General features: G+C 73.1%; 21 protein-coding genes. 16 read left to right on the top strand and 5 right to left on the bottom strand.

The window, feature by feature from the left end; translation table 11 throughout:
* Window positions 1–155 precede the first annotated feature (155 nt).
* From ASG94_RS09525 to ASG94_RS09495, 7 genes are all read left to right on the top strand, one after another.
* The gene (locus tag ASG94_RS09525) at window positions 156–833 is read left to right on the top strand and encodes a hypothetical protein (protein ID WP_056926010.1); all 678 of its coding nucleotides are present in this window, start codon (window positions 156–158) and stop codon (window positions 831–833) included.
* Window positions 834–852: 19 nt separating this feature from the next.
* Window positions 853–2,478: a carboxyl transferase domain-containing protein gene (locus ASG94_RS09520; protein ID WP_442938470.1), complete on the top strand. Its 1,626-nt coding sequence runs from the start codon at window positions 853–855 to the stop codon at window positions 2,476–2,478.
* Between the two features lie 121 nt (window positions 2,479–2,599).
* Window positions 2,600–4,543 carry an acetyl/propionyl/methylcrotonyl-CoA carboxylase subunit alpha gene (locus ASG94_RS09515; RefSeq protein WP_056926009.1) on the top strand — a complete coding sequence of 648 codons (1,944 nt, stop codon included), beginning with the start codon at window positions 2,600–2,602 and terminating at the stop codon, window positions 4,541–4,543.
* Between the two features lie 51 nt (window positions 4,544–4,594).
* A complete protein-coding gene (locus ASG94_RS09510; RefSeq protein ID WP_056926410.1) occupies window positions 4,595–5,488 on the top strand; it encodes a hydroxymethylglutaryl-CoA lyase in 894 nt (297 codons plus the stop codon).
* Between the two features lie 46 nt (window positions 5,489–5,534).
* On the top strand, window positions 5,535–6,623 hold the full coding sequence (locus ASG94_RS09505) for a hypothetical protein (RefSeq protein ID WP_056926008.1): 1,089 nt from the start codon (window positions 5,535–5,537) through the stop codon (window positions 6,621–6,623).
* Entirely contained in the window at window positions 6,620–7,726 is a 1,107-nt protein-coding gene (locus tag ASG94_RS09500; RefSeq protein ID WP_056926007.1) for a hypothetical protein, read from the top strand. The genes ASG94_RS09505 and ASG94_RS09500 overlap by 4 nt, the downstream gene beginning before the upstream one ends.
* Window positions 7,723–8,946: a hypothetical protein gene (locus ASG94_RS09495; protein WP_235537187.1), complete on the top strand. Its 1,224-nt coding sequence runs from the start codon at window positions 7,723–7,725 to the stop codon at window positions 8,944–8,946. The genes ASG94_RS09500 and ASG94_RS09495 overlap by 4 nt, the downstream gene beginning before the upstream one ends.
* Before the next feature lie 22 nt (window positions 8,947–8,968).
* On the opposite strand, the gene ASG94_RS09490 is transcribed toward ASG94_RS09495, so the two are convergent.
* Both ASG94_RS09490 and ASG94_RS09485 read right to left on the bottom strand, forming a co-directional pair.
* The gene (locus ASG94_RS09490; protein ID WP_056926006.1) at window positions 8,969–9,652 is read right to left on the bottom strand and encodes an EcsC family protein; all 684 of its coding nucleotides are present in this window, start codon (window positions 9,650–9,652) and stop codon (window positions 8,969–8,971) included.
* 322 nt (window positions 9,653–9,974) lie between these two features.
* Window positions 9,975–11,297 carry a calcium-binding protein gene (locus ASG94_RS09485; RefSeq protein WP_056926005.1) on the bottom strand — a complete coding sequence of 441 codons (1,323 nt, stop codon included), beginning with the start codon at window positions 11,295–11,297 and terminating at the stop codon, window positions 9,975–9,977.
* Between the two features lie 104 nt (window positions 11,298–11,401).
* Between ASG94_RS09485 and aat the strand changes: the two genes are divergently transcribed.
* From aat to ASG94_RS09470, 3 genes are all read left to right on the top strand, one after another.
* Window positions 11,402–12,109, top strand: a complete 708-nt coding sequence (gene aat / locus ASG94_RS09480) for a leucyl/phenylalanyl-tRNA--protein transferase (protein ID WP_056926408.1) — start codon at window positions 11,402–11,404, stop codon at window positions 12,107–12,109.
* Window positions 12,110–12,165: 56 nt separating this feature from the next.
* Complete coding sequence (locus tag ASG94_RS09475) at window positions 12,166–12,642, top strand: hypothetical protein (protein WP_056926004.1); 477 nt, start codon at window positions 12,166–12,168, stop codon at window positions 12,640–12,642.
* A 127-nt stretch (window positions 12,643–12,769) separates the two neighbouring features.
* The gene (locus ASG94_RS09470) at window positions 12,770–13,111 is read left to right on the top strand and encodes a YciI family protein (protein WP_056926003.1); all 342 of its coding nucleotides are present in this window, start codon (window positions 12,770–12,772) and stop codon (window positions 13,109–13,111) included.
* 21 nt (window positions 13,112–13,132) lie between these two features.
* Here the strand turns inward: ASG94_RS09470 and ASG94_RS09465 are convergent, their stop codons facing one another.
* The gene (locus tag ASG94_RS09465; RefSeq protein ID WP_056926002.1) at window positions 13,133–14,014 is read right to left on the bottom strand and encodes an Fpg/Nei family DNA glycosylase; all 882 of its coding nucleotides are present in this window, start codon (window positions 14,012–14,014) and stop codon (window positions 13,133–13,135) included.
* Window positions 14,015–14,067: 53 nt separating this feature from the next.
* Here ASG94_RS09465 and ASG94_RS09460 point away from each other — a divergent pair, with 53 nt between their 5' ends.
* Entirely contained in the window at window positions 14,068–14,346 is a 279-nt protein-coding gene (locus ASG94_RS09460; protein WP_056926001.1) for a hypothetical protein, read from the top strand.
* A gap of 80 nt (window positions 14,347–14,426) precedes the next feature.
* Window positions 14,427–15,623: an ATP-binding protein gene (locus tag ASG94_RS09455; RefSeq protein WP_056926000.1), complete on the top strand. Its 1,197-nt coding sequence runs from the start codon at window positions 14,427–14,429 to the stop codon at window positions 15,621–15,623.
* Here the strand turns inward: ASG94_RS09455 and ASG94_RS09450 are convergent, their stop codons facing one another.
* Entirely contained in the window at window positions 15,624–16,043 is a 420-nt protein-coding gene (locus ASG94_RS09450; protein WP_056925999.1) for a DUF2177 family protein, read from the bottom strand. It abuts the gene before it with no gap.
* An 89-nt stretch (window positions 16,044–16,132) separates the two neighbouring features.
* Between ASG94_RS09450 and ASG94_RS09445 the strand changes: the two genes are divergently transcribed.
* Window positions 16,133–16,726: a mycothiol transferase gene (locus ASG94_RS09445; RefSeq protein WP_056925998.1), complete on the top strand. Its 594-nt coding sequence runs from the start codon at window positions 16,133–16,135 to the stop codon at window positions 16,724–16,726.
* Between the two features lie 99 nt (window positions 16,727–16,825).
* Here the strand turns inward: ASG94_RS09445 and ASG94_RS09440 are convergent, their stop codons facing one another.
* The gene (locus tag ASG94_RS09440; RefSeq protein WP_056925997.1) at window positions 16,826–17,830 is read right to left on the bottom strand and encodes a hypothetical protein; all 1,005 of its coding nucleotides are present in this window, start codon (window positions 17,828–17,830) and stop codon (window positions 16,826–16,828) included.
* A gap of 134 nt (window positions 17,831–17,964) precedes the next feature.
* Here ASG94_RS09440 and ASG94_RS09435 point away from each other — a divergent pair, with 134 nt between their 5' ends.
* From ASG94_RS09435 to ASG94_RS09425, 3 genes are read left to right on the top strand one after another with little or no spacing between them, the layout of a single operon-like run.
* The gene (locus tag ASG94_RS09435; protein WP_056925996.1) at window positions 17,965–19,335 is read left to right on the top strand and encodes an MFS transporter; all 1,371 of its coding nucleotides are present in this window, start codon (window positions 17,965–17,967) and stop codon (window positions 19,333–19,335) included.
* Window positions 19,332–20,132, top strand: a complete 801-nt coding sequence (locus tag ASG94_RS09430) for a glycerophosphodiester phosphodiesterase (RefSeq protein WP_056925995.1) — start codon at window positions 19,332–19,334, stop codon at window positions 20,130–20,132. Before ASG94_RS09435 ends, ASG94_RS09430 begins: the two co-directional genes overlap by 4 nt.
* A gap of 10 nt (window positions 20,133–20,142) precedes the next feature.
* The gene (locus ASG94_RS09425) at window positions 20,143–21,081 is read left to right on the top strand and encodes a DUF5926 family protein (protein WP_056925994.1); all 939 of its coding nucleotides are present in this window, start codon (window positions 20,143–20,145) and stop codon (window positions 21,079–21,081) included.
* Window positions 21,082–21,267: the final 186 nt, after the last annotated feature.

The raw sequence follows: 21,267 nt of genomic DNA, 5'->3' as shown, positions 1-21,267 counted from the left end.
GCGCCCGCGCGGCCTCGGAGGGATCCCCGGTGCCCTTGCCTGCGCACCCGCGCAGGGAAGCGAGGTCCGGCCACCCCCATTCACTGCGCACCCGCGCGGGTCGGTCCCTCTGGACAACCGGATGCCGCGTCGGTGGATCGGGGTAGGAGGCCCGCATGAGACCTCAGAACCTGAGCTACCACGTCGACGTGTACGCCGCCGTGGAGCGGATCGTCCTGCGGGCCGGCTGCGGCGCTGCCACCGTGCGAGCGGTCGCCACGGAGGGCGACCTGAGCCCCAGCACCGTCCGGTACTACTTCCGCAACCAGTCCCACCTGCTGGCCTGCGCGTTCTCCGCGGTCGACGACCACTTCAGGCACGAGCTGGGCTCGCACCCCTTCGCCCTGGGCAGGTTCGGCCGCGGCGAGCCACCCGGCATGGAGGACGCGGTCGTCGTCCTGGCCGTCCACGTGCCGACCCGGGGCGTCGCGCTCGAGAGACTCCGGCTGCTCCACGCCTACCGGGCGTGGGCGCGACACGACCCGGCCATGGCCGTCACCGTCGGGGGGTTCGACCAGCGACTGCTGGACCTGTGCCGTCGGGTGCTGCTGGGCCTGGGCCTGGCACCCGCGCGGGCCCCTCGGCAGGCCCGGATCCTGCGGGCGCTGCTCACCGGCCTGGCAGACGAGGTCGTCACGGTGGCGGAGCCGGAGGGTGAGTACCGGTTCGTCCCCCCGGACCGCCTGACCGATCGCGGGGTGCGCGCGATCCTCACCCGGCACCTCACTGCGGTACGGGCGCTCGCGGGGGTCGTGGAGCGCCCGGCGGGGCCGCCGGTCGACAGAGCAGGTTAACGATCGCTAACCTGAGCGCGTGACCGACGCCACCAGCTCCAGCACCCCGGCCCCACCGTCGATGCGCGACCTCGGCGACGCTCCGTCCATGCGCGACCTCGTCGCAGACCTGCGCGAGCGCCTGGCCGTGGTCCGGCAGGGGGGCAGCGAGGCGGCCCGGGCGAAGCACACCGGGCGCGGCAAGCTGCTGGTGCGCGACCGGGTGGACCGACTGCTGGACCCGGGGAGCCCGTTCCTGGAGCTGAGCCCGCTGGCGGCGTACGGGATGTACGGCCGCGACGCGGACGACCTCAACGCGGTGCCGAGCGCCAGCATCGTGACCGGCATCGGCCGCGTGAACGGCCGCGAGGTCGTGGTGATCGCCAACGACGCCACCGTCAAGGGCGGCACCTACTACCCGATGACGGTCAAGAAGCACCTGCGTGCGCAGACGGTGGCTGCGGACAACAACCTGCCCTGCATCGCGCTCGTCGACAGCGGCGGGGCGTTCCTGCCGATGCAGGACGACGTCTTCCCCGACCGCGAGCACTTCGGCCGGATCTTCTTCAACCAGGCCAACCTCAGCGCGCAGGGCGTCCCGCAGATCGCCGCCGTGATGGGCTCGTGCACCGCCGGCGGCGCCTACGTGCCGGCGATGTCGGACGAGACGGTGATCGTCAAGGAGCAGGGCACGATCTTCCTCGGCGGCCCGCCGCTGGTGAAGGCCGCGACCGGCGAGGTCGTGAGCGCGGAGGACCTCGGCGGTGGCGACGTCCACGCGCGGAAGTCCGGGGTCGTGGACCACCTCGCGGAGGACGACGCCCACGCGCTGGCCATCGTGCGCAGCATCGTCGACACGCTCCCGGCGACGTCCGGCTACCCGACCCCGGGGCGCCGGATCGAGCCCGGCCCGGTCGAGGAGCCGCACGAGTCGCCCGACTCGCTGTACGACGTCGTCCCCACCGACACCCGCACGCCGTACGACGTGCGCGACGTCATCCGCCGCATCGTCGACGGCAGCCGGATGCACGAGTTCAAGAAGCTGTACGGCGAGACCCTGGTGACCTGCTTCGCCAAGATCCACGGCTACGACGTCGGGATCGTCGCCAACAACGGCATCCTGTTCAGCGAGTCGGCGCTCAAGGGCGCGCACTTCATCGAGCTGTGCAACCAGCGCGGCATCCCGCTGGTCTTCCTGCAGAACATCACCGGCTTCATGGTCGGGCGGGAGTACGAGAACCGCGGCATCGCCCGCGACGGCGCCAAGCTGGTCACCGCGGTGGCGTGCAGCGTGGTCCCGAAGTTCACCGTCGTCATCGGTGGCTCGTTCGGCGCCGGCAACTACGGCATGTGCGGGCGGGCCTACGACCCGCGCTTCCTGTGGATGTGGCCCAACGCGCGGATCTCGGTGATGGGCGGCGAGCAGGCGGCCAGCGTCCTGGCGACCGTGCGCACCGACCTCGAGACCGACGAGCAGGTCGAGGCGTTCAAGGCGCCGATCCGCGACCAGTACGAGACCCAGGGCTCGCCGTACTACTCCACCGCCCGGCTGTGGGACGACGGTGTGATCGACCCCGCCGACACCCGCCGGGTGCTCGGCATGGGCCTGGCGGTGGCGGCCAACGCCCCGGTGCCGGACCCCTCCTACGGCATCTTCCGGATGTGAGCGCGCAGTGACGAGCGAGGAACGAGCGCGGCGCGTGGGCGCGCTCAGGTTGAGCAAGCCCGGCGACCGAGGCCACGAGGTCGCAACGGGCGCGTCGAAACCTACAGAAGGAACCGAGACCGTGGACGCACTGTTGGTCGCCAATCGCGGCGAGATCGCCCTGCGCGTGCTGCGCACCGCCCACGCGACGGGCCTGCGCACGGTCGCCGTCTTCACCGCCGCCGACCGCGACGCCGCCCACGTGCGCGAGGCCGACGAGGCCCTCGAGGTGCCGGGCTACCTCGACGTCGAGGCCATCGTCGCGGCCGCCCGGGACAGCGGCGCGGAGGCGATCCACCCCGGCTACGGCTTCCTCTCCGAGCGCGCCGCTTTCGCCCGCGAGATCGAGGGGACCGACGGGATCGTCCTGGTCGGTCCCGGCTCGGGCGTGATGGAGGCGATGGGCAAGAAGGACGCCGCCCGCGACATCGCGGTCGCCGCCGGCGTGCCCGTGGTGCCGTCGTACGACCTCGACGCCGACCCGGCCGGCTTCGCCTACCCCGTGCTCGTCAAGGCCGCCGCCGGCGGGGGCGGCAAGGGCATGCGCATCGTCCGCTCGAGCAGCGAGTACGACGCCGCGCTGGCCGCCGCGAGGCGTGAGGCGCTCAGCGCGTTCGGCGACGATACGATCCTCATCGAGAAGTACGTCGAGCACGGACGCCACATCGAGGTCCAGGTGCTCGCCGACCACCACGGCAACGTCGTGCACCTCTTCGAGCGCGACTGCTCGACGCAGCGCCGCCACCAGAAGGTGCTGGAGGAGGCCCCGGCCCCCACGATCACCCAGGCCCAGCGCGAGCTGGTCACCCGCAGCGCGGTGGCGCTGTGCCGCGAGGTCGGCTACACCAACGCCGGCACGGTCGAGTTCCTCCTCGACAGCGATTCGGGGGAGGTGTACTTCCTCGAGATGAACACCCGCCTCCAGGTCGAGCACCCGGTGACCGAGGCGGTCGTCCGGGTCCGCGGCGAGCGGATCGACCTCGTCGAGCAGCAGCTGCTCGTCGCCGCCGGTCGTCCGCTCGACTTCACCCAGGACGACGTCACCCTCGAGGGCCACGCCGTCGAGGCGCGGATCTACGCCGAGGACTCCTTCGGTGGGTTCCTGCCGCAGGCGGGCACCGCCGAGCTGGTCCGCTGGCCCGCCACCCCGTTCGGCGACCCGGCCGCGCCGGTGCGCGTCGACGCGGCGCTGGAGTCCGGCCAGGTCGTCACCTCCGGCTTCGACCCGATGCTCGGCAAGGTCATCGCGTGGGGTGCGGACCGCGAGGAGGCGCGCACGACGCTGGTCGACGCCCTCGACCGCACCGGCGTCCTCGGCCTCACCACCAACACCGGCTTCGTCCGCGCCCTGGCGGCCGGGACCGAGTTCCGCGAGGCCGCCATCGACACCGCGTGGCTGGACCACGCCGAGGTGGCGGCGCCCGATCCCGAGGTCGCGCTCGTGACCGCCGCCTGGGTCGACGCGGTGCTGCACAGCCCGCGCTTCAGCGACCGGCCCGGAGACCCGTTCGCGACCGACGGCTGGCGGGTCGCCGGCCCGCACGCCCGGACCCTGGTGGCGCTCGAGACCCCCGAGGGTCGACGCGAGCTGCGCGTCGACGTCCCCGGACACCGCGTCGACGACTACTTCGTGAGAGAGCACCGGCTCGCCGACCACACGGCCGTGCTCTCCCTCGACGGCAGCCGCGAGACGGCGTACGTCAACGCCACCGCGCACAAGGTCGAGGTGGCCCACCGCGGGCAGCGGCACTCCTTCGAGCGGCCCGACGCCTTCGCCGACCACGGTCCGGCCGTCGGCGACGGCACGCTGCTCGCCCCGATGCCCGGCACCGTCCTCGACGTCCACGTCACCGTCGGCCAGCAGGTGGACGAGGGTGAGACGCTGGGAGCCATGGAGGCGATGAAGATGGAGCTCGCGCTCAAGGCACCCTTCGCCGGCACGGTCACCGAGGTCCACGTCGCGGCCGGCCAGCAGGTGCCGCTCGGCGCGGTCCTCCTCGTCGTCGAGGCAGACTCCGCTGGTTGAGCAGGGAGCGCAGCGAGCGTGTCGAAACCGAGGAGACATCCAGTGAGCAACATGCCCGATCACGTCACCATCTACGAGGTCGGCCCCCGCGACGGCCTGCAGAACGAGCAGGGGATCGTCGCCACCGAGGACAAGGCCGAGTTCGTACGCCGCCTGGTCGCGGCCGGCCTGCCGGTCGTGGAGGCCACCAGCTTCGTCCACCCGACGTGGGTGCCGCAGCTGGCCGACGCCGCCGACCTGATGACCATGCTCGGCGAGGCGGGCCGCGTGCACCCCGTGCTGGTCCCCAACGAGCGCGGCCTCGACCGGGCCCTCGAGCTCGGCGTGCGACACATCGCGATCTTCGGCAGCGCCACCGAGACGTTCGCCCGCAAGAACCTCAACCGCAGCCTCGACGAGCAGTTCGCGATGTTCGAGCCGACCGTCACCCGGGCCCGCGACGCCGGCCTCGACGTCCGCGCCTACGTCTCCATGTGCTTCGGCGACCCGTGGGAGGGTGCGGTCCCGATCGAGCAGGTGGTGTCGGTCGGCAAGCGGCTCTTCGACCTCGGCGCCAGCGAGCTCAGCCTCGGCGACACCATCGGGGTCGGCACCGCCGGGCACGTCAAGGACCTCGTCCACGCCTTCGTCGACGCCGGGATGCGCACCGACCAGCTGGCCATGCACTTCCACGACACCTACGGCCAGGCGCTGGCCAACGCCTACTCCGCGCTCCAGGAGGGCATCACCACCTTCGACGCCAGCGCGGGCGGCCTCGGCGGCTGCCCCTACGCGAAGTCCGCCACCGGCAACCTCGCCACCGAGGACCTCGTGTGGATGCTCACCGGCCTCGGCATCGAGCACGGGGTCGACCTCGACGCGGTGGTGGCCACCAGCGTGTGGATGGCCGGGCGGCTCGGGCGCCCCAGTCCCAGCGCCGTCGTACGCGCGCTGGCCGGGAGCTGACGGTGCCCTCGCAGCGCGGCCGCGGGCGTCGGGCACAATTCCCCGCATGAGCCGCGTCGTCTACCTCCACATCGGCGCCCCCAAGACGGGGACGACCTACCTGCAGGACCGGCTGATGCTCAACCAGTCGTCCCTGTCGGACCACGGGGTGACGATCCCGACCAAGAACCGCTTCGTCGACGCGGACCTCTTCCACTTCCGTGCGGCGCTCGACCTGCTCGAGCAGGACTGGGGTGGAGCCCCCGGGCACGCGCACGGCGCGTGGGACGCGATGGTCAAGCGCGTACGCCGCGCCAGCGGCACCGTGGTCATCAGCCACGAGATCCTCGCCCCGGCCAAGCCGGACAAGATCGCCCGGGTCATGAACGACCTCGAGGGCAGCGAGATCCACGTCGTCTACTCCGCGCGCGACCTCGGCCGCCAGCTGCCGGCCGCGTGGCAGGAGAGCATCAAGCAGGGCCGCAAGTGGACCTTCAACCGGTTCCTCACCAAGGTCGAGCGCGGCCAGACCTGGTTCCGCAGCGCGATGGACCTGCCGGCCGTGCTCAGCAACTGGGGCGCCAAGCTGCCCCCCGAGCGGGTGCACGTCGTGACCGTGCCGCACGACCGCGGCCCGACCGGCAACGAGCTGTGGTTCCGCTTCTGTCGCGCCTTCGGCATCGACCCGACGTGGGCACCCCTCGACTCCGAGCGCGCCAACCGCAGCCTCGGCATCGCCGAGACCCAGCTGCTGCGGCGCCTCAACCGTCGCCTCGAGCTGCCGATGTGGCGCGATGCGACGTACGACGGCCTCATCCGCGAGCTGCTCGCCCAGGAGGTGCTGGTCAGCCGTGACTCGATCCCGGTCCGCCTGCCCCCCGAGCGCTTCGACCACGCCGAGGCGCAGGCCGATCTCTGGATCGACTGGATCAAGGGCAGCGGGGTCGACGTCATCGGCGACGTCGACGACCTGCGCCCGCGCCGACCCGCGCCGGACGCGCCGTGGCGCAATCCCGACCGGGTCAGCCCCAAGCTCCAGCTCGGCGCCGCCCTCGACGCCCTCACGGTGATGACCCGCGAGGCCGCCGAGCGCACCGACGCCGAGACCCCGGTCCGTCGCCTGCGTGACCAGGCCCGCCGGCTGCGCGAGCGGTGAGCCACGCCGCGGCCGCGCCGGTCGCCGGGAGCCCCGGGGCCGCACGTGCGTGGGGCTGGGTCGCCCACCTGCGCGACGGCGGTACGACGCCGTGGTCGGCCTGGACGGGCGAGGCGCCGGCCACCGGGCGGGTGCTGCCCGGTGCCCAGCAGCTCGAGCTGCTCCGCCGCCTCAACCTGGCCGGTGGGGTCGCCCCCGACGTCGCCCAGCGGGTGCTGACCGCCGCGGCACCCGGGCGCGGCAAGCCCGACCTGGCGCTGGTCGGCGTCCCCGGATCGGGCTACGGGCCCCGACCCGTCGACCCCGCCACCCTGCCCGCCGACGAGCTGGTCCGGGTCGCCACCAGCGTGCTCGCCGAGGACGTCGTCCGCCTCGGCCCGGCGCGCGCTGCTCGTGGCCTGCCGCGGCCCTGGGGACAGCACCACCGGGTGGCCGGCGACCCCGTCCTGGCGGTCGCCGCGCGCGAGGCGCTGGGTCCGCGGCGGCTCGGGCGGGGACCGATGGTCGTGGTCGGCGCACCCCTGGACCAGATGCTGGCCGACGTGTGGACCCGGCGTTGCTTCGAGCGCGGCTCCTTCGGCTGGCCGGAGTGGCTGCGGTTCTGGCAGCAGCGCGGCCAGCTGCCGCCCCGCATCGACCTGCCCGCCGTCGCCGAGCGCCACGCCGGCTCACCGGGCGGCGTGCGGGTCGTGCTCGACCCGACCGCGCTGCCGCACGCCCTCGGCGTACGACGCGTGCCCGCGCCGCGGCGTCCGGGCGCCGACGCCGCAGAGCTCGCCCGACGCATCGCCACCGTCGTCGGGGTGCTGGTCCCGACCGACGAGCGGGCGGCGCTGATGTCCCAGGCCCTGTGGCCGCGGATCCCGCGCACGACCATGCCGCAGGTCAGCGTCCCCGACGAGCACCGGGAGTGGGTGACGCGCGCCGCCGAGCGGATGACCGGTCGCCTCCAGCGGGCTGGCTACCCTGTCGTCGGCGATCCCGCCGCCGTCGCCCCGGTCCTGACCGGCGAGACGCCGGCGCCCGAGCGCCCCGACGCCGCAGTGCTGGAGCTGGCGGTGCGGATGCTGGTGGACGACGACTGGACGAAGGAGACGCGGTGACGACCACCCCGACCCCGTCGTCCGGGACCGATGCCCCCCGGCGACGCGTGCTCGTGCACGTCGGCACCCCCAAGACCGGCACGTCGTACCTCCAGGACGTGCTCTTCCGCAACCGCGAGGCGTTGCGCGGCCACGGCATCCTCTACCCCGCCGACCGCTTCGACGGCCACTTCCTCGCCGCGCTCGACCTGATGCGCCTCACCTGGGGCGGGCTGGAGACCGAGGCCGTCGGCGCCTGGGACCGGCTGGCCGAGCAGGTGCGTGCGTGGCCCGGCACCTCGATCATCAGCCACGAGATCCTCTCCACCGCCTCGCCCATGCAGATCGACCGGGCGATGACGTCGTTCGGCGAGGGCGCCGAGGTGCACCTGGTCCTCTCGGTGCGTGACCTGGTCCGGCAGGTGCCGGCCGAGTGGCAGGAGAACGTCAAGCATCGCAGCCTCGTCTCCTACGCCCACTTCCTGGAGATGATCCGCGACCCCGACCGCGACACCCGGATCGGCTCGTGGTTCTGGGGCGCGCAGGAGATCCCCGACATCCTCGACCGCTGGGGCGCGCTGCTGCCGCCCGAGCAGGTGCACGTCGTGACCGTGCCGCGTCCCGGCGCGGCGCCCGACGAGCTGTGGCGCCGCTTCAGCCGCACCTTCGGCCTGGACGGCCTCGACCTCGACCTGACGCCCGAGCGGGCCAACCCGTCCCTGGGTGTCCCCGAGACCGCGCTGCTGCGGTTGGTCAACAAGCGCGTCACGCCGGTCGTCGACCCGCCCGACTACCGACCGCTGGTGCGCGAGCTGCTCGCCCACCAGACCCTGTCGCGGCGCACCTCCAGCGCCCGCCTCGGCCTGCCGCCGGCCACCCACGCCTGGGTCCAGGACCTCTCACGCTCGTGGATCACGGAGGTGGAGCAGCGCGGGTACGACGTGGTGGGCGACCTCGCGGACCTGCTCGGCGCGCCCTCGGAGACCTTCGTCGACCCTGACACGGCGCCCGCCGACGAGCTGCTGCCCGCCGCGCTCGACGCCATCACGGCGCTGCTGGTCGAGGGCTCGCGCCTGCGTGAGTCCGAGGCCAACCTGGTGCGCGAGCTCGAGGAGGCCCGCCACGAGCTGCACCTCGCCCGGCGCAGCCCCGCCGAGCGGACGGTGCAGGCACTCGAGGCCCGGCCGTCCGGGCGCCGGGCGATGGGTGTCTACCGCCGCGTCCGCGGCCGGCAGCACTGACCCGACGGGTCGGGCAGGGACCTCAGGGCCGCCGCGTGCGCGGCAGCAATTCGCGGTCGGCGTACCGGCCGATGCGCCAGGTGTAGTAGCCGTCGGCGCTCGCCCCGACCACGCCACCCACGACCGGGACGCGGCGGCCGACGGTGGTGGCGAGGCGCTTGCCGGCCATCCGGGCCAGGATGTCGGAGGCGACCACCCCGGCGATGGCGACGTCGAGGTTGACGTCGTGGGCGGGCGCGGTCGCCAGCGCCATCGGGGGCGCCGGGAGCTTGCCCTTGGCCACCAGGGTCTCGACGGCCTCCTCGCCCAGCAGGGTCATCAGGATCGCGTTGCGGACGCGCGGGTCGTCGAGGTCGTGGCCGCGCAGGTGGGCGATGCCGGCGATCATCCGGCACTGGAGCAACGTGAGGCCGGCGATGTTGGCCGGGATGGCGACCGCCGCGGTGACCAGCCCGCCGACGTTGGTGAGGAACCCCTGCGCGCCGGCCAGGCGGACGTGGTTCTCGATGACCTCGTGCACGGCTCGCTCGACGTGGCCGCGCTGCTCGGCGAGCTGCTTGTCGGCGGCCTTGGCGGCGGGCGGCAGCGGGCCGACCCCCTCGATGGCGCGGTGGAGGGACTCGCGCACGAACGAGGTGGTCAGCCCGGGCGCGAGCTCGGAGATCTTGGGGGCGAGGTGCCGGCCGACGGATCCCTTCATGCTCATACGGGCAGCCTACGGGCGGCCACCACCTCCCGACGGGCGGCGGAGCAGTGCCACACCGCGAAGTGCGCACCGGCGTCAGCCACGGCTAGCCGGGGGACGCCCGCTCCAGAACAGGTGCGCAGAGATCCGGAGGGGACTCGGGCCGGTTCCCTGCGCGGGTGCGCACGGAGGAGGGCTGGGCTGAGCCGCTTCCCTGCGCGGGTGCGCAGGGAAGCGACGTGCTCCTCCGTCCAGGACTACGCAGGTGCGCAGGGAAGGAAGGCGGTCCCCCCTCCAGTGCCGCGCACGTGCGCGGCGAAGCGCCCGCCGCCGGTCGCAGGCCTCAGCGACGCCGCTCGCAGGAGACGGCCCGCTCGACGGACACGCAGGTGTCGCGACCGCTGCTCCCGTTGGCCCGGTCGCGCCCCCGGCCGCCGTCGAGCAGGTCGCGGCCGCCGGTGCCGTAGAAGACGTCGTCGCCACCCCGGCCGTACGCCGTCAGCGACCGGCCGCCGAGCACCCGGAGGCTCTCGTCGGCCCGGGTGCCGACGAAGGTCCAGTGCGGGTGGCCGCCGCTGACGTCGAGGCGCTCGACCTCGAAGTACCCGAGCCGGGTGGTGGAGCCGGTGAAGGTGATCCGGTTCCGCGGCCGGTCCACGCGCACCTTCTCGCCCGTGCCGAAGGCCCTGCTGAGCTGGAGGTCGAGCGAGTCGCGGCCGCCGTCGCCGTCGATCTCGGTGCGGAAGCCCGGCTGGAGGACGTAGTCGATCTGGTCCTTGCCCGCGCCGGCCGAGACGTCCACGGGACCCTCGGCGTAGACGCGGTCCTTGCCCGGACCGCCCCGCAGCGAGCCCGCGGTGACCGGGGAGGTGGTGAGGAAGTCGTTCCCGGCGTCACCGGAGAGCTGGTCCGTGCCACCGCTCGAGACCAGGCCGTCCGTCCCGGGGCCGCCGTCGGCGACGTCGTCCCCGCCGTCGAGCGCCGGGAGCGAGGTGGTCGTGTCGGCGCCGCCGTCCACGACGAGGTGGTCGTCGCCCCCGCGGCCGTCCACCACGTCGTCCCCGTCACCGGCCTGGATCAGGTCACGGTACGGCGACCCGGTGATGCGGTCGCCGAAGGCGCTGCCCACCACCCCGGCCGGTCCCTCGACCACGATCGTGTCGGTGCCCTCGCCCGTGGCCGTGCCCGCGGTGAGGTCCACGGTCACGGGAGCGGTCGCGTCGGCGTACACGACCCGGTCGAGGTAGCCGAAGTCGACCCGGTGGATGTGGAGCGCGGCCGGGTCGGCGCCCAGGTCGACGTGGTCGTTGCCCGGGCCGGGGCTCACCAGGTCACCCCGGTAGCCGTCGTCGATGGAGTACTCCATGTCGAGTCCGCCGAAGAGCCGGTCGTCCCCCTCGCCACCGGCGAGGGTGTCGGGACCGCCGAGGCCGCAGATGACGTCGTTGCCCCCTGCGCCGTCGATGGTGTCGCGCCCGGGGGTGCCGACGATCACGTCGTTGCCGGGGGTGCCGACGACCGGCGCGGTGTCGTAGGCCGTGGCCGGCACCTCGATGGTCGCCGCGCGACCGTCGCACGTGGCGGCCGCGTGCGCGGGGACGCCGGTGAGGGCCGCGAGGGCCAGGGCGACGCCGAGCGTGGGGGCGAGCAGGGTGGTGGTCCGCATGTGTCCTCCGAGAAAGTGGGACGAGAGTGGTGTGCTGGATCAGGTGCGGGTGAGATGCCCGCGGGCCGCGCGAAGTTGCCGGCACGTTGGCTACCGTGCCCAGCGTGCCCCCCGTCCACCCCCCCGACACCCCGTGGGTCTTCCCCGAGCCCGAGCTGTGGGACCCGGAGGACGACCTGGTCGCGGTCGGCGCCGACCTCGAGCCCGGGACCCTGCTCCGCGCCTATGCGTGCGGCCTGTTCCCGATGCCGATCGGCCCGCCGCAGGACCCGATGGGTTGGTTCTCCCCGGTACGCCGGGGGGTGCTGCCGCTCGACGGGCTCAAGGTCTCGCGGTCGCTGCGGCGCTCGGCCCAGCACTTCGAGATCCGGGTGGACACGGCCTTCGAGGAGGTCATCGACGCGTGCGGGGACCGGCGCCGACCTGACGGCTGGATCACCCGCGACGTGCGGACGGCGTACCTCGAGCTGCACGAGCTCGGCTGGGTGCACTCCGTCGAGGCCTGGTGCGACGGGCGGCTGGCCGGCGGCCTGTACGGCGTGGCGATCGGCGGTCTCTTCGCCGGGGAGTCGATGTTCCACCGCGAGCGCGACGCCTCCAAGGTGGCGCTGATGGGCCTGGTCGACCTGCTCACCGACGAGCACGTCGCGGACCGGGTGCTCGACGTGCAGTGGCAGACCCCGCACCTGGCGAGCCTCGGCGTGGTCGAACGCTCCCGGCACGCCTATCTCGGCGACCTCCCCGTGGCGCTGCACCTGCCGCTGCCGGTCGCCTTCGACCCTCCCGTGACAGGTGTGGATCTCCGACGGTAGGGCAGGGTGGTGGGTGACAGGCGCCCGGCGCCGCACCCATCCGTCAGGAGAGATCCATGAAGCCTGCCCTGCTCGTCGCCTCGCTCGTCCTCGTGGGCGGCTCGGCCGTCGCCTGCGGTGGGGGAGGTGCCAGTGGTGCCCCGACCGACGCCAGCGAGAAGGACTTCTGCGAGGGCTACCAGAGCCTGTTCTCCGACATGTCGGGCATGACCGAGGCCAGCGACAAGGAGATCATCACCAAGATCAAGGACTGGGGGACCGCGATGCAGGACACGGGCACCCCCGAGGACATCTCCGACGACGCGCGCGCCGGGTTCGAGACGACGATGTCGCTGATCGACGACCTCGACGAGGACGCCAAGCAGGCGGACTTCGAGAAGCTGGACGACGACCTCACCAAGGACGAGACCGCGCAGGTCGACGCGTTCGACACCTACACCACCGACACCTGCGGGTCGGTCATGGACAACATGGAGCCCCCGGAGCTCCCGTCCTCCGAGACCCCCGCGCCCGAGGAGTCCCCGACGCAGTGACGCCGTCCGCGGCCGGGACGAGGTGGGAATCCGCGAAGATCCCGGTCACGGATGTCGCATCCGGCGAGGCTCGTTCGTGGAACTCTCGAGGTGGGCCACCGGGCCCGCGGACAGATGAGGAGCAGACATGACCCAGTACGCGATCTACTTCAACCAGCAGTGGGTCGGCGACCACTCCGAGGAGTGGTTCGGCAGCCGCGGGCCGCTCGCGAGGGCCGTCGTCGACGAGATCAGGGCTGCCGGCCACTACGTCTTCGCCGGCGGGCTCGAGGAGGAGATCAACGACGCGTTCAGCGCGGATGCCACGAGCGGGTCGGTGGTCGTCACCGACGGTCCCTACGCGGAGACCAAGGAGTACCTCGGCGGGATCACCATCGTCGAGGTGCCTGACGTGGAGACCGCCCGGATGTGGGCCGGCAGGATCGCGGAGGCGTGCGGCTGGCCCCAGGAGGTGCGCGTCGTCAAGTAGGTGCCCGCCGGGGGAGCGGGGCTACTTGAGCAGGCGGCTCATCCGGCGGTCGGCGAGCGGCTTGCCGCCGGTCTGGCAGGTCGGGCAGTACTGGAGGCTCGAGTCGGCGAAGCTCACCTCGCGCACCACGTCGCCGCAGACCGGGCACGCCTGTCCGGTGCGGCCGTGGACGGCGAGGTTGCTCTTCTTCTCGCCCTTGAGCTCGCTGGCGGCCAGGCCGCGTGATCGCTCGACGGCCGACCCGATGACGGTGCGGATGGCGTCGTACAACGTCTGGACCTCGGCCTCGTCGAGCGAGCTGGCCGGCTTGTACGGCGACATCCGCGCCGCGTGCAGGAGCTCGTCGGAGTAGGCGTTGCCGATGCCGGCGATGGTGCCCTGGTGGCGCAGCACGCCCTTGATCTGCTTGCGGCCCTCGTGCTGGAGGATCCCGGCCAGCACGTCGATCGTGAACGACTCGTCGAGCGGGTCCGGGCCGAGCCGGGCGATCCCCTCGACCTGCTGCGGGTCCCGGACGACGTAGATGGCCAGGCTCTTCTTGGTGCCGGCCTCGGTGATGTCGAGCCCCGGGTCGGTCTCGCGGTCCGGGTCGTCGATGACCACCCGGGCGGCGAGCGGGTTCTTGCTGTTGGGCCGGGCCGGCAGTGCCGGCACCTCGTCGCGCCAGCGGATCCACCCGGCGCGGGCCAGGTGGACGATGAGGTGGGTGCCGCTGGCGGTGATGTCGAGGAACTTGCCGTGCCGGGTGACGTCCTCGACCAGGGTGCCGTGCAGGGACTGCAGCGGGGGGTCGAAGGTCTTCAGGGCGCTGAACGCCGCCAGGTCGATGCGGGCGATGGCGCGGTCGACGAGCCGGCCCCGGAGGTCCTGGGCCAGCGCTTCCACCTCGGGCAGCTCGGGCATGGCGCGAGTCTAGGCCGCGTGACACGCCCTTGTGGGCTGGGTCACAATGGACCATGGCCAGGCCACGACCGCTGCCCCGCACCGGGGGCGTCTTCCTCGACCCACGGGGCGAGGACCGGTCGCTGCGCGTCTCGTGGCACCCCGAGGCCGACGTGGTCGTGCTGTCGCTGTGGCGCGACAACCTGTGCGCCGGGACGTTCCGCCTCGCCGTCGACGAGGTCCCGGACCTCATCGAGATGCTCCGCACCGGGCTCACCGAGGCGTACGCCGTCGCCCGCGACCGTGCCGAGCGGGGTGGCGCCCTCCCCGACGGCGGGCAGCAGGCGGGCTGAGCCTGCCCGTCCGCAGCGACTCGATCGGCGTGTCTCGCGAGATCTAAGGATTCGGCTAGAGAGCCCGATACCGTCACATCGTGGACCCGATCCGTAACCCCTACGCCCCCGGCGCCGGGCAGCGCCCTCCCGAGCTCGCCGGCCGCGACGAGCAGCTCGCCGCCTTCGACGTGGTCCTCGAGCGCGTGGCTCGCGGGCGACCGGAGCGCAGCCTCGTCCTGACCGGGCTGCGTGGGGTCGGCAAGACCGTGCTCCTCAACGCGCTGCGCGGCGCCGCCGTACGCCGCCAGTGGGGGACCGGCAAGCTGGAGGCGCGCCCCGACCAGGGGCTGCGGCGGCCGCTGAGCGGGGCGCTGCACCAAGCGGTCCGCGAGCTCGGCCACCGCGACGCCGACAGCGTGGACCACGTGCTCGGCGTCATCAAGGCCTTCGCCCAGCGCGACGCGGGTCCGGCGGCCAAGATGAGGGACCAGTGGAGCCCGGGCATCGACGTGCCCGCAGTCCGCGGCCGGGCCGACTCCGGCGACATCGAGATCGACCTCGTCGAGCTCTTCACCGACCTCGGCGGGCTCGCGGCCGACAAGGGCAAGGGCATCGCGATCTTCATCGACGAGATGCAGGACCTCGGGCCCGACGACGTCTCCGCGCTGTGCGCGGCCTGCCACGAGATCAGCCAGTCGGGGCTGCCGGTGATCGTCGTCGGCGCCGGCCTGCCGCACCTGCCGGCCGTGCTGTCGGCCAGCAAGTCCTACTCCGAGCGACTCTTCCGCTACCAGCGCATCGACCGGCTCACCCGGGAGGCCGCCGACCTGGCGCTCACCGCCCCGGCCGAGGACGAGGACGCGTTCTACGAGGCCGCCGCGCTGGAGGCGATGTACGCCGCGACCGGCGGCTACCCCTACTTCATCCAGGCCTACGGCAAGGCGGTCTGGGACCGGGCGCCGCGCTCGCCGATCACCGCCGCCGACGTGGCCGTGGCCGCCCCCGAGGCCGACGCGGAGCTCGCGGTCGGGTTCTTCGGCAGCCGCTACGAGCGGGCGACGCCGGGGGAGCGCGACTACCTGCGCGCGATGGCCGACGTGGCGGGCACCGAGGTCGACGCCCCCGACGCGGTCCCCACCGCCGACGTGGCCGCGGCCCTGGGCAAGAAGCCGCAGTCACTCAGCCCGGCGCGGGACTCGTTGCTCAAGAAGGGGCTCATCTACTCCGGTGAGCGCGGTCGGATCGCCTTCACGGTGCCGCACTTCGGGCGCTACCTGCGCGAGCACACCAACTAGTCAGCGCGCCCAGGCCGGGAGGCGGTGCACGACGGCGTACGTCCCGACGCTGACCGCCGCCGAGAGGAACGCTCCCCACGCGATGTCGATGGGCACCAGCGCCGCCGGCCACCCCTCGAGGATGGCGAGGTTGGTGAGCTCGTAGACCCCGTAGACGACGAAGCCGAAGAAGGCGCCCACGCCAACCGCGCGCCGCCACGAGCCGGCGGCGACGGCCGGGTGGATGACGAAGTGGACGAGCCCGGCCAGCAGGACGAGGTAGACCAGGACGGCGCCGACGAGGTTCGGTGACCCGGCCTTCAGGTCGCCGAGCTGCTCGTCGTACAGGCCCGTGGCGATGGTGCTCAGCCACAGCACGTCGACCACGCTGAAGACGACCGCGGCGACGAGGAACTGGGTGAGCCAGGCGGTGAGACGCATCGGCCCAGTATGACCGTCCACTGCGGACCGATCCTGTCCGCCATGCGCGGGAGGGTGGACCCATCGACCACCGACGAGGGAGACCCACCATGCTCGAGCCGACCACCCACTCCGAGTCCAGCGCCCTGGCCGCCTTCCTGCGCGAGCAGGTCGTCGCCGCCCGCACTGCCGCGCACGGCCTGACCGACGCGGAGGCGCGCCTGACCCCCACCCGCTCGTCGTTGAGCGTCGGCGGGATCCTCAAGCACCTCACCACCGCCTGGGTCACGTGGGAGCGCCGGGAGGCGCAGAACCGCGGCGAGAGGGGCTGGGAGCTCACCGAGGCCGACTACGGGACCTTCTACGGCAGCTTCGCGCTCACCGCCGACGAGACCCTCGAGCAGGTCCTCGAGGGGTACGACGCCGCGACCGGTGCGCTGCTGGCCGCCGTGGAGTCGATGGACCCCGGCGCCGAGGTCCTGGAGGCGCCGGCGCCGTGGTTCGGCCGCCTGGAGCCGAGCCGGGTCACCCGGCGCTTCCTCGCGCTGCACCTGATCGAGGAGTTCGCCCGGCACGCCGGGCACGCCGACATCGTCCGCGAGCAGCTCGACGGCGCCCAGGCCGGCCAGCTCACCATGGCCGTGGAGGGCATCGAGGGCAACGACTTCATGCAGCCGTGGCGCCGGGAGCCGGTCGAAGCCTGAGGGGGCCGGGTGGTCCCGAACCCGGGGTAGTCCGTGACGAAGGGACCCCGGAATCTCGGTTCCAGGGTTCCGATCGTCACGGACCACCCGCGTCGGGGCTCAGCGCTCGCGCGGGATGGCCGCGCGCGTCACCCAGTAGTCGGTCTCCGGGGTGGGAGGCGTGGAGAAGCGGGCGTTGGGCAGGTAGAGCCAGCGGCCGAAGGCGGCCACGGTCGTGGGGATGTCGACCGCGGCGTCGAAGTCGGTGCCGGCGATGGTGTCCACCAGCTCGCCCGAGCGTCCGTCGCGGGCCAGGTGCAGCACGGCCACCTGGTTGAGGAAGTTCTGCACGACGTAGAGCGTGCGCCCGCGCAGCAGCATCCCGTCGCCGTTCGCCACCGACGCACCGCCGAGGTCGACCCGTCGTGCGTCGCCCGAATCCGGGTCCACGCGGTAGAGCGTGCCGGCGTTGACGACCAGGAGGGCCGACCCGTCGGGGGTCTCGGTGAGCCCGTTGGCTCCGTTGACGCCGGCCGCCGGCTGGACCCACTCGCCGCCGAGCTGGATCGTCACGACGTCCTCGGGAGCGGGCAGCGCGCCGCCGGGTCCGATCGGCAGGCCGAAGAGCCGGGCGCTGCGCGAGTCGGTGAACCACACGGTGTCGTCCGTGACGAGCGAGTCGTTGATGAAGCGGTCGGCCCCCGTCGAGAGCTGGTAGCGGGCCAGCACCTCGCCCGTCCGGGTGTCGACGACGCGGGCGTCGCCCGCCGTGCCGCCGGACACGAAGAGCCGCCCCCGCTGGTCGACCTTGAGGCCCACGGAGGGGTTGCCGGGGCCGGGGCCCTGGCTGATCGTCCCACCCGCGCCGGTCCGCAGGTCGACCTCGTAGATGTCGCCGTCGGTCCGGGAGCCGAACCACGCGGTGGCTCCACGACCGATGGTGATGCCCTCGGGCTGGAACCCGTCCGGGAGCTCGATGCGGGGCGGGAACACGGTGTCCGGGGGTGCGGCCGCTGTGCCGGGGGACGGGGCCAGGGTGGCGGCGAGCCCGGTGGCGAGGAGTCCGGAGAGGGCAACGGCGAGCGTGGTCCTGCGGGTGCCGCTGGGGCGTCGGGTGCTGGTCATCGCGCTACCTGTCGTCGGGCGCCGGCCGTTCTCGCCGACGCGAGGGATGGTGCCGCCACGGTACGTCGAGTAGCCACATTAAATCTTGATTGGTTTACTACGGTTTGCCTTGCCCCCGCTGCCCAGGAGCCCCCATGACCCTCGCCGCCCCCGCACCGGCGTCCCCCGACGAGACAGGTGTCGCGACGCCCGACCCGGCCCAGGCCCGCAAGGTCGCCGTCGCCTCGGCCGTCGGCGCCACCATCGAGTGGTACGACTTCTTCCTCTACGGCACCGCCGCCGGGCTCGTCTTCGACAAGCTCTTCTTCTCGGGGCTCGACGGACCGGCCGCCCAGTTCGCCGCCTTCGGCACCTTCGCCGTCGGCTTCGTGGCGCGCCCGGTCGGGGGACTGATCTTCGGTCACTTCGGTGACCGGGTCGGCCGCAAGAAGATGCTCATCTGGACGCTGGTGATCATGGGCGCCGGCACGGCCGCCATCGGCCTGCTGCCGTCGTACGACTCGATCGGCGTCTGGGCGCCGGTCCTGCTCGTCGTGCTGCGGATCCTCCAGGGCATCGGCGTCGGCGGCGAGTACGGCGGGGCCGTGCTGCTGGCCGTCGAGTTCGCCCCCGCCGAGCGGCGCGGCTTCTTCGGCAGCTTCGCCCACTTCGGCGTCCCGGGCGGGCTCTTCCTGGCCAGCGGCGCCTTCGCGATCGCCAGCCAGCTGCCCGACGAGGAGTTCCTGGCCTGGGGCTGGCGCGCGTGCTTCCTGGTGAGCGTCGTGCTGCTCGCCATCGGGGCGTGGATCCGCCTCTCGGTGATGGAGACGCCGGCCTTCCAGGTGGTGGCGGAGGAGAAGGAGATCTCCTCGATGCCCGTCACCGAGCTCTTCCGTCGCCAGCCCCGGCGGCTGCTGCTGGGCATGGGCACGCGCTACATCGAGGGCTTCACGTTCAACTTCTTCTCGGTCTACCTGCTCGCCTACGCCGTCACGACCGTCGGCGTGCCCCGCTCGACGGTCCTCAACGCGATCATCGTCGGCGCGCTGCTCGGCGTGCTGCTGGTCCTGTGCTCCGGCCACCTCAGCGACCGGGTCGGGCGCAAGCCCGTCTACCGGGTCGGCGCGACCCTCGCGCTGCTCTTCGCCTTCCCCGCCGCGTGGCTGGTCCAGCAGGGCTCGACGCCGGCGATCGCCGTGGTCTTCATCGGCGGGCTCGGTGTCCTGTACGGCGTGATCTACGGGCCGCTGGCGGCCTTCTGGTCCGAGCTCTTCGACACCCGCTACCGCTACTCGGCGCTGTCGACGCTCTACCAGGTGTCGGGGATCCTGGCCTCCGGCCTCACCCCCCTCATCGCCGCATGGCTGGTCACGGTCGGCGACGGCACCCTGTGGTGGGTCGCCGGCTACAACGCCTTGGTGGCGCTCATCTCGCTCACCTGCGCGGCCTTCCTCCCCGAGACACGCGGGCGTGACCTGCAGGTGGACGAGGCGCCGGCCCCCGGGAGCTCTACGCTCGTCGCATGAGGCCGCAGGTCGTCGCCCACCGGGGAGCCAGCCACGACACCGCCGAGCACACGCTGCGCGCCTACACCCGCGCCATCGAGCTGGGTGCCGAGGCGCTCGAGTGCGACGTGCGCCTGACCGCCGACGGGCACCTGGTCTGCGTCCACGACCGGGACCTGCGGCGTACGGCGTCCTCGCGCGGCCTGGTCTCCACGATGAACCTCGCCGAGCTCGACGAGCTGGACTTCGCGCGGTGGAAGAACCCGTGGTCCGACATGGACGACGAGGCGCCCGACACCGACCCCTCGGACGGCAAGGTGCTCACCCTGCGCACGCTGCTCGAGACGGTGGCCGCCGCGGACCGCCGGGTGGAGCTGGCGATCGAGACCAAGCACCCCACGCGCTACGGCGGACTCGTCGAGAAGCGGGTCGTCGAGCTGCTGGCCGACTTCGGCTGGGACCGCGCGGGCAGCCCGGTGCGGGTGATGAGCTTCTCCTTCACCGCGCTGCAGCGCCTCAAGCGGCTGGCTCCCGGGGTGGACGTGGTCATGCTCGTCGAGAAGGCCCACCACTGGCCGATGCTGCGCCGGGTGGTCGGCGACGACTGGATCATCGGGCCCGGGATCGAGGAGCTGCGCGAGCACCCGGGCCTGGGGCGCTCGCTGCGCCGCTCCGGTCGCCAGGTCCACGTGTGGACCGTCAACACCGCCGCCGACCTCCAGCTCTGCCTCGACCTCGGGGCCGCGGCCGTGATCACCGACCGGCCGGCGGACGTGCTCGAGCTCCTCGACGAGGGCGACGTCGGAGGCGTTGGATAGCCTCGCCCCCATGGCGAAGAAGTCCCGTACCAAGGCCCGTGACACCGCTGCTCCCGCCGAGGGCGAGGTCGGCCCGCGCCAGCCCTGCCCCTGCGGCTCGGGCAAGCGCTACAAGGCGTGCCACGGTGCCGCCGGCGGCGCCACCCCCGCGTTCGTGAGCCGGCCCTTCGAGGGCATGCCCGGCGAGTGCGACGTGATCGCGCTGCGCGAGCTGGTCCCCGCCGCGACCGTCCCGCTCGACGTGAAGGGCACCGACCGCGAGGTCCGCCTCTGCACCCTGCTGCCGATGGCCGCGCCCGCGATGGTCCGCGACTCCGGCGCCATCTGGCTCGGCCTGCAGGTGGCCCACCAGTACGGCGACCCCGCCCGCGACCTCGGTGCCGTCCTGGAGAAGGCGCTGGCCACCGAGGAGCCCGGCATCATCGGCCTCACCGAGGCCCCGGGCGAGGGCCCGCGCCTCCAGGACCTGATCAGCAACACCGCGCTCGACATCACCGTGCACGACGGCTTCGGCTACTGGATCGACGACGTCGAGGAGCGCGACGCCTCCATGGAGGCCGCCCTCGAGCAGGCCGACAGCGCCGCGAACCCCACCACCCGGCTCGCGGGCGTCGAGGCGGCGTACTGGACCAACGTCGGCACCAAGGAGCACCTGCGCTGGGTGATGCCGCACCCCGAGGACCCGCTCCTCGACGCGCTGGCCCGCCTGCACGCCGCCGGCAAGGACACCGTCGGCGAGGGATCGCGCTTCGTCGGCATGTTCCGCGCCCACGGCCTGCTCGCTCCGGTCTGGGACCTGCCCGTCGGCACCGGCGCCGAGGTCCTCGAGGAGCCGGCCGCGCGCTTCGCCGCGGACCTCGAGCAAGCGCTGGCCGACACCTCCGACCTGACCCCCGAGCAGCGCTCCGCCCGCGCCGGACTGGCCAACCGGCAGGTCACCATCCGCTGAGTCGTGTCGGATTTTCGCGAAAGCCTTGTCCGCCCTGAGGCCGGAGGGTAGGTTTTCGCTCGCCCGGTCGTTGTTGTTTCCCCCGTCAACAGCGGCCGGGCATCCAATTTCCCACCGGCCGACCCGCTCGTGCAGACCCCGAGCGACCGGTCCGAGTCCGGCGATGAGGCCCGCGAGACGGCGGGC

This window comes from Nocardioides sp. Soil805 (assembly GCF_001429625.1).
In the GTDB taxonomy this organism is placed as follows: Bacteria; Actinomycetota; Actinomycetes; order Propionibacteriales; family Nocardioidaceae; genus Nocardioides.
The sequence above is the reverse complement of the archived record's forward strand: the minus strand, read 5'-3'. Positions and strand labels throughout refer to the sequence as shown.

What these genes read in the sequence shown, in the direction of transcription:
- ASG94_RS09525 (WP_056926010.1), top strand. Translation starts at nt 156, where the DNA reads ATGAGACCTCAGAACCTGAGCTACCACGTCGACGTGTACGCCGCCGTG.
- ASG94_RS09510 (WP_056926410.1), top strand. Translation starts at nt 4,595, where the DNA reads ATGCCCGATCACGTCACCATCTACGAGGTCGGCCCCCGCGACGGCCTG.
- ASG94_RS09505 (WP_056926008.1), top strand. Translation starts at nt 5,535, where the DNA reads ATGAGCCGCGTCGTCTACCTCCACATCGGCGCCCCCAAGACGGGGACG.
- ASG94_RS09490 (WP_056926006.1), bottom strand. Translation starts at nt 9,652, where the DNA reads ATGAGCATGAAGGGATCCGTCGGCCGGCACCTCGCCCCCAAGATCTCC.
- ASG94_RS09485 (WP_056926005.1), bottom strand. Translation starts at nt 11,297, where the DNA reads ATGCGGACCACCACCCTGCTCGCCCCCACGCTCGGCGTCGCCCTGGCC.
- ASG94_RS09475 (WP_056926004.1), top strand. Translation starts at nt 12,166, where the DNA reads ATGAAGCCTGCCCTGCTCGTCGCCTCGCTCGTCCTCGTGGGCGGCTCG.
- ASG94_RS09470 (WP_056926003.1), top strand. Translation starts at nt 12,770, where the DNA reads ATGACCCAGTACGCGATCTACTTCAACCAGCAGTGGGTCGGCGACCAC.
- ASG94_RS09465 (WP_056926002.1), bottom strand. Translation starts at nt 14,014, where the DNA reads ATGCCCGAGCTGCCCGAGGTGGAAGCGCTGGCCCAGGACCTCCGGGGC.
- ASG94_RS09460 (WP_056926001.1), top strand. Translation starts at nt 14,068, where the DNA reads ATGGCCAGGCCACGACCGCTGCCCCGCACCGGGGGCGTCTTCCTCGAC.
- ASG94_RS09450 (WP_056925999.1), bottom strand. Translation starts at nt 16,043, where the DNA reads ATGCGTCTCACCGCCTGGCTCACCCAGTTCCTCGTCGCCGCGGTCGTC.
- ASG94_RS09445 (WP_056925998.1), top strand. Translation starts at nt 16,133, where the DNA reads ATGCTCGAGCCGACCACCCACTCCGAGTCCAGCGCCCTGGCCGCCTTC.
- ASG94_RS09440 (WP_056925997.1), bottom strand. Translation starts at nt 17,830, where the DNA reads ATGACCAGCACCCGACGCCCCAGCGGCACCCGCAGGACCACGCTCGCC.
- ASG94_RS09435 (WP_056925996.1), top strand. Translation starts at nt 17,965, where the DNA reads ATGACCCTCGCCGCCCCCGCACCGGCGTCCCCCGACGAGACAGGTGTC.
- ASG94_RS09430 (WP_056925995.1), top strand. Translation starts at nt 19,332, where the DNA reads ATGAGGCCGCAGGTCGTCGCCCACCGGGGAGCCAGCCACGACACCGCC.
- ASG94_RS09425 (WP_056925994.1), top strand. Translation starts at nt 20,143, where the DNA reads ATGGCGAAGAAGTCCCGTACCAAGGCCCGTGACACCGCTGCTCCCGCC.